The organism is Micromonospora sp. NPDC049580 (genome assembly GCF_040675595.1).
Lineage (GTDB): Bacteria > Actinomycetota > Actinomycetes > Mycobacteriales > Micromonosporaceae > Micromonospora.
In genome coordinates, this window is the sequence record NZ_JBFAPG010000366.1 from 1 (window position 1) to 6,518 (window position 6,518).

5 protein-coding genes and 1 pseudogene are annotated in these 6,518 nt (G+C 72.9%); 3 read left to right on the top strand and 3 right to left on the bottom strand.

Annotated features, from left to right (window positions below; all coding sequences use genetic code 11):
* Window positions 1–305: pseudogene (locus AB0J68_RS24075) on the bottom strand (hypothetical protein); the annotation flags it as partial.
* A gap of 244 nt (window positions 306–549) precedes the next feature.
* Between AB0J68_RS24075 and AB0J68_RS24080 the strand changes: the two are divergent.
* Window positions 550–2,103: a gluconokinase gene (locus AB0J68_RS24080; RefSeq protein WP_363940539.1), complete on the top strand. Its 1,554-nt coding sequence runs from the start codon at window positions 550–552 to the stop codon at window positions 2,101–2,103.
* Between the two features lie 172 nt (window positions 2,104–2,275).
* Window positions 2,276–3,820, top strand: coding sequence for an SLC13 family permease (locus AB0J68_RS24085; protein WP_363940543.1), 1,545 nt, complete (start codon window positions 2,276–2,278; stop codon window positions 3,818–3,820).
* Between the two features lie 15 nt (window positions 3,821–3,835).
* On the opposite strand, the gene AB0J68_RS24090 is transcribed toward AB0J68_RS24085, so the two are convergent.
* A complete protein-coding gene (locus AB0J68_RS24090; protein ID WP_363940540.1) occupies window positions 3,836–4,120 on the bottom strand; it encodes an antibiotic biosynthesis monooxygenase in 285 nt (94 codons plus the stop codon).
* Between the two features lie 156 nt (window positions 4,121–4,276).
* Between AB0J68_RS24090 and AB0J68_RS24095 the strand changes: the two genes are divergently transcribed.
* Complete coding sequence (locus tag AB0J68_RS24095) at window positions 4,277–5,698, top strand: serine hydrolase (protein WP_363940541.1); 1,422 nt, start codon at window positions 4,277–4,279, stop codon at window positions 5,696–5,698.
* Window positions 5,699–5,705: 7 nt separating this feature from the next.
* Here the strand turns inward: AB0J68_RS24095 and AB0J68_RS24100 are convergent.
* On the bottom strand, window positions 5,706–6,518 hold an 813-nt coding region (locus tag AB0J68_RS24100; RefSeq protein WP_363940542.1), incomplete at its 5' end, for a hypothetical protein.

The window sequence follows — 6,518 nt, forward strand, 5'->3', positions numbered from 1 at the left end:
GGCGCGGCAGGCGCGGCGACCGTCAGGTCCGGCGCGGGCAGCACTGTCGTGTGTCGCACCTCGACCAGTTGCGCGGCGGGCAGGGCCCACAGCACGACCTCGTCGTCGACCAGCTCAAGGGGGAGGCCCGCACCGGCCGCCGCGGAGCCCTGGAAGTCGGCGGCCAGGGCGCGCAGCCGCCGTAACTCGTCGTCGCGTCGCCGCCAGGCCGTCTCCGCGCCGCGGTACGTGCTGACCCGCCGCACGTTCTGCCGCTGCGCCCAGCGGTACCGCCATGTGGAACCCGTCGATTCAGTCTTTGCCACGCCGACTCCTTCGCCGCGCAGGCCACCAATCCGGGGTGCACTCGGATTAACAGTGTTGACGGTCGGCCGGGACACGCCAGGACGGGCGAACTATCCGAATGGCGGAGCAACCCGGACGATAGGGCGATACTGCTGCGTCGATTCACCTTCCGTCGTGTCGTGCGGGGCGGCCGCTGTCTCGGTAACGTCAGCCGCAGCCGGGTGGCGACGCCGCCGCACCGCCCGCACGGAGGGGGTGAGGGTCATGCCGACAGACACCCTGCCCGGTGTGGTGGTCGGGGTCGACATCGGCACCACGAGCACCAAGACCATGGCGTACGACACCGACGGGCGGCTGCTCGCCAGCCACTCCGCCGCCTACCCCCTCGACGACCCGCACCCCGGGTACGCCGAGCAGGACCCGGAGGTGATCCTCGCCGCCGTCGTCGAGTCGATCCGGGCCGTGGTGACCGAGCTGACCGTTCCGGTCTCCGGCCTGGCCTTCTGCTCCGCCATGCACAGCCTCATCGGGCTCGACGCGGCCGGCAACCCGCTCACGCCGTCGGTGACCTGGGCCGACTCCCGGGCCACCCGCCAGGCCGAGCGGCTGCGGGCCGTGCCGTCCGGGCTGGCCCTGCACCGGCGCACCGGTACGCCCATGCACCCGATGTCGCCGCTGCCCAAGCTGCTCTGGTTCGCCGAGCAGGAACCCAAGCTCTTCGAGCGCGTCGCGCACTGGGTCGGCATCAAGGAATGGGTGCTGCTGCGACTCTGCGACGCGCTGGTCACCGACCACTCGATCGCCTCGGCCACCGGCCTGATGAACATCCACACCCTCGAGTGGGACACCGAGGCGCTGACCATCGCCGGTATCACCGAGGAGCAGTTGCCCCAACTGGTCGCCACCACCGCCGTCCTGCCCGGCCTCGCCCCGCGGGCCGCCACCGACCTCGGCCTGCCGCCGCGCACCCCGGTGGTGGTCGGCGCCGGTGACGGACCGCTGGCCAACCTGGGCCTGGGCGCGGTGCACCCCGGCATGGTGGCCTGCTCGATCGGCACCAGCGGCGCCATGCGGGTCATGGTCGAACGCCCCGGCGTGGACCCGCTGGGCGGGGTGTTCTGCTACGCGCTGACCGAGGACCGCTGGGCGGTCGGCGGCGCGATCAACAACGGCGGCATCGTCCTCAAGTGGGCGGGCGCGGCGCTCGCGCCGGAGTTGGGCGAGCACCCCGAGGAGGAGCTGGTAGCCCTCGCGGCCCGCGCCCCGGTCGGCTCGGGCGGGCTCATCATGCTGCCGTACCTGCACAGCGAACGCGCTCCACACTGGAGCGCGCTGCCCCGCGGCGCGTACGTCGGGTTGACCCACGGGCACCGCCGCGAACACCTCGTCCGGGCCGCGATGGAGGGGGTCTGCCAACAGCTCGCTCTGGTGCTCAGCTCCGTGCGCGCCGCCGGCAACGAGGTCCGCGAGATCCGGGCCGGTGGCGGTTTCGCCCGCAGTGGCCTGTGGCGGCAGATGCTCGCCGACGTGCTCGGCATGCCGGTGAGCTTCCCGGCCGGCCGCGAGGGGTCGAGCTTCGGCGCCGCGCTGCTCGGCATGCAGGCGCTGGGCCTGATCCCCAGCATCGACGTGGCGGCCGACCTGGTCCGCATCGAGGAGGTCATCCGCCCCGACCCGGCCGCCGCCGCCACGTACGCGGCGCTGCTGCCGCTCTTCGCCGAGCTGTACGACGCGCTGGTGCCCACCTTCACGTCGATGCGTCGGCTGGCACCCGGCCTGCCCGCCGAGCCGGCCACCCCCGCAGGACCACCGATGTAGGCCCTTCGGCCGGCCCCGCCCAGGGCCGACCCCCGTCCCGAAGGTCGTGATCGCCGTGCTCCCACCCCTCGCCCTCGCCGAACCGCTGACCTCTCTCGCCACGCCGGCCTGGCTCACCGCGCCGGCCCCTCTCGCGACGCCGCCCTCGTTCGCGGCCCCGGCTTCGTTCGCGTTGCCGGCCTCGTTCGCTGCGCCAGCCGAGCCGGTCACCACCGCCGGCGACGGCCAACTCGTCGTCGCCGCGCTGCTCGGCATCGTCGCCGTGGTGCTGCTGATCGCCTGGGCCAAGGTCCACCCGTTCCTGTCGCTGATCCTCGGCGCGGCGGTGCTCGGCGTGGTCGCCAGCGTCGCGCCCGACAAGATGATCACTTCGTTCACCGGTGGCGTCGGCACCACTGTCGGCGGCGTCGGGCTGCTGATCGCGCTGGGGGCCATGATCGGCGGTCTGCTCGCCGAGTCCGGTGGCGCGGACGGCATCGTCAACCGGGTCGTCGGCCGGGTGTCCGGCCGCGCGCTGCCCTGGGCGATGGCCGGGGTGGCGGCGCTCATCGGGTTGCCGCTCTTCTTCGAGGTCGGCGTGGTGCTGCTGGTGCCGATCGTGCTGCTCGTCTCGATGCGGACCGACGTACCGCTGATGAAACTCGGCATCCCGGCGCTGGCCGGCCTCTCGGTGCTGCACGGCCTCGTGCCACCGCACCCCGGCCCGCTGGTGGCGATCTCGTCGCTCAACGCCGACCTGGGCCTGACGCTCGGGCTGGGCCTGCTGGTGGCGATCCCCACGGTGATCATCTCGGGGCCGGTCTTCGGCAACTTCATCGCCCGGTACGTGCCGGCGACCGCGCCGGCCGCACTGCTGCCCACCCGCCGCCAGCCCGCCACCCCCGCGGGCACAGCCGAAGCGACAGGCACCGCCGGAACGACGGGCACGGCCGGGGCGCCGGACCGGCGCGATGTGGACGGTGACCTGCTCACCGACGACGATCTCGTCAACCCGGGCGGCGGTCGACCGGGCGAGCCGGTGAACGACAGCGGCACGGAGACCGCCCGGCGTACCCCGGCGTTCTGGCCCGCGGTGATCACCGTGCTGCTGCCGGTGGTGCTGATGCTGCTCCGCGCGGTCGGCGAGCTGACGCTGGACGAGGGCACGGCGGGCCGCAAGACGCTCGACATCGTCGGCACGCCGATCGTGGCGCTGCTCGCCGGGGTGATCCTGGCGATGTTCACCCTCGGCTACCAGGCCGGATTCAGCCGGTCCCAGGTCTCCTCGGTGCTCGGCGGTTCGCTGCCCCCGATCGCCGGCATCCTGCTGATCGTGGCGGCCGGCGGCGGGTTCAAGCAGGTGCTGGTGGACGCCGGGGTGGGCAACCTGGTCGCCGACGCCGCCAAGGACGCGAACCTCTCCCCGCTGCTGCTGGGCTGGCTGGTCGCGGTCGGCATCCGGGTGGCCACCGGCTCGGCGACGGTCGCCACCATCACGGCGGCGGGCATCGTGGCACCGCTCGCCGCGACCCTGGACCGGCCGGGGGTGGCCCTGCTGGCACTGGCCATCGGCTGTGGGTCGCTGTTCTTCTCGCACGTCAACGACGCCGGGTTCTGGCTGGTCAAGGAGTACTTCGGCCTGACCGTCGGCCAGACCATCAAGAGCTGGTCGGTGATGGAGACGCTCATCTCGGTGGTCGGCTTCGCCGGCGTACTCCTGCTCGATCTGCTGGTGTAGCGCCCGGGGCGAGGGTCAGGCCGCCTCGACGCCGGAGATCAGGTAACGGTGCACGTCGGCGTCGAGGATGGCCGCCGTCTGGGCTTCGCTCGGCCCGGCGCCTCGGAACGCCGCCAACTGCTCCGGGGACTCCCAGCGCTCGAAGACGTGGATGCGGCCCGGGTCGAGCGGATCCGCCGCGAGCAGGAAGTCGAGGCAGCCGGCCGCCGCGCGGGCCTGTTCGATGACCTGCCGGCAACCGGCGAGGTAGTCGTCGCGGGCGTCCGGCTCGACGAGCAGACTGCCGGCAATGATCAACATAGGTGCCTCCCCGGGCCGGGTATCGCTGATGCCCCTGATACCGCAGAGTCATCTTTATACCTCTGAGGTATGTCGCTCCCGGGGACATCGGCTCCCGGACGGGTGACGGCGGTCCCGTCCGCCCCATCCGCCTCCCACGCTTCTTATCGTGCAAACGTGAGAAAAAGCGACAAGAAGCACTCATCTTCCCTGTTCGCGCCGCACCCCCACGTATCCCTCGGGTGGCTGGCGGCGGCGGTCGCCCTGGTCGTCGTCGCGACGACCGGGCCGGCCACCGCCGACGGCCCCGGCCCGGACCGCCAGAGCACGCCGGGGTACGGAACCGAGCCAGCCAACGACGGACCGGCGGGGAACGACGGACCAGCCGACGGCGCATCAGTCGACGGGAACGGGCCGGTGGACGGGGGCGGGCGCAGCGACGAGCCGGGCGTGGAGCCCGCGCCGGAGCGGGCGCCGACCAGTGAGGTGTCCTGGCTGTCGTTTCCCGGCGGTGCGTTCGCGGTGGACTCGCTCGGGCACACCGTGCGATACCGGGCCTGCGACGGCGACACCGGCCGGGTCGCCGATCCGGACATGCTGGTCGCCGCCGGGGTGGCCAGCGGCGAGGTCACCGTCGAGGGCAGGAGCTTCCGCTACCGGGTGCCGCTGATCGGGCGCAGCGCGGGCACACTCGTGGTGTCCGGGCCGCAGGCTCAGCCGGTGGAGCTGACCGGCGTGGTGGTCACCAGCCCGCAGCCACCCACCGACCCGGTCGAGGGCGCCCGGCTGTTCCCGCTCAGCGGGCAGCTCGCCCGGGTGGTCGCCGACGCCAGCCTCAACCCGTCCGGAGCCACCGTCCGGGACCTGTCCGGCCGGTACGGCGACCAGCAGGTCTCGGTCAACGGCGCGCTGCGCCCCAAGGCCGCCAGCGTCATCAAGCTGTGGATCCTGGTGGAGCTGCTGCGCCGGGTCGACTGTGGACAGGTCTCGCTCGACGACGGCGTGCTGGTCACCCCGGCGGACGTGGTCGGCGGCACCGGCCAGCTCCAGTTCGAGACGTTCCCGCAGGTGGTCACGCTGTACCGGCTCGCCCGGTACCTGATCAAGTACAGCGACAACGTCGCGGCCAACGTGCTGATCACCTACCTGGGCGGGTTCGCCCCGGTCAACGCGCTGATCGACTCGATGAACCAGCGGTCCACCATCCTGGCCCGCCGGATGCTCGACAGCGCGGCGGCCCAGCGCGGCGAGGAGAACTACACCAGCCCGGACGACGTGGTGTCGCTGCTCGGCGCGGTCTGGGACGGCGAGATCCTCACTCCGGCCTCCCGCGACCTGATGATCGGCTTCATGCGGGAGCAGACCCTGAACACCAAGATCCCGGCGGCGCTGCCACCCGGAGTTCCGGTGGCCCACAAGACCGGCGACCTGCCGGACGCCTCCCACGACGTCGGCTACTACCTGATCCCCGGCACCGAGACCGCCGTCGCGTTCCTCACCGCCGGCCCGATGGCGACCGGCGACGAGACCGTCCGCCGGATGGCCCGGACCGTCTACGACTTCCTGGTCACCCCGAGCGACGGATCGGTGGAGGAGTGAACCGGCGTCAGGCGCCGGGGATGTTCGCCGGCGGGTCCTCCCCGACCAGGTCGGCCGCCGGCGGATCGGCCGTCACCGGCAGCCCGAAATCCGAGTACGTCAGGTCGAGTTGAGCCGTCTTCTCCTGCTCGGTGGCCAGCTCGATCCGGTAACGCACCAACCGGCCCTGCTCGTCCACGCTGGCGGTGAAGGGCACCTTCGCGGCCCGGTCGCCGAGCACCCCGCCGATCCCGCCGCCCAGCACGGCGGCGCTGTCGCGCAGGTCCAGCGTGCCCGCGTACTCCCGGGTGCCGGTCTGGCGGACGGCGGCCGGCGCGGTCAGCGTGCTGGCCAGCCGGGTGTTGTCCAGGCCCTTGTTGGTGACCGGCCGACCCGGCCTGCCGACGTGCCACCAGGTCTTGCCGTCCCAGACCGGGATCCGGCGGTCCGGGGCGCTGACCCGCACGTAGACGTCCGGACCGGTGCTCAGCCGCTCGATCTTCACCTCGCCGTTGGGCACCTTGAGCGAGGTGGTCTCCGTGCCGCGTCGCGCCTTCGGGTCCCACACCAGGACCGTGGTGTCCCCCTCGGCCGTTCCGCCGCTGCCCACCGTCAACCGGTACGGCTGTTCGTCGACCTTCGCGGCGGCGGCGACCAGCACACCGGCCGGATCGGTCGGGGCCGGAGCCGCGCCGGTCGCCGCGGTCGACGTGCCGGCGGACGGGCGGCCCGCGTCCGGCTCGTCACCGGCGGCGACCAGGGCCCACACGCCGGCCGCGACCGCCACGACGAGGACAGCGCCGACGGCGACCAGCTTGGGTTTCTGCACGGTCATCTCCCC

Excerpts from the sequence above, each read along its gene's own strand:
- AB0J68_RS24080 (WP_363940539.1), top strand. The coding sequence starts at position 550 with ATGCCGACAGACACCCTGCCCGGTGTGGTGGTCGGGGTCGACATCGGC.
- AB0J68_RS24090 (WP_363940540.1), bottom strand. The coding sequence starts at position 4,120 with ATGTTGATCATTGCCGGCAGTCTGCTCGTCGAGCCGGACGCCCGCGAC.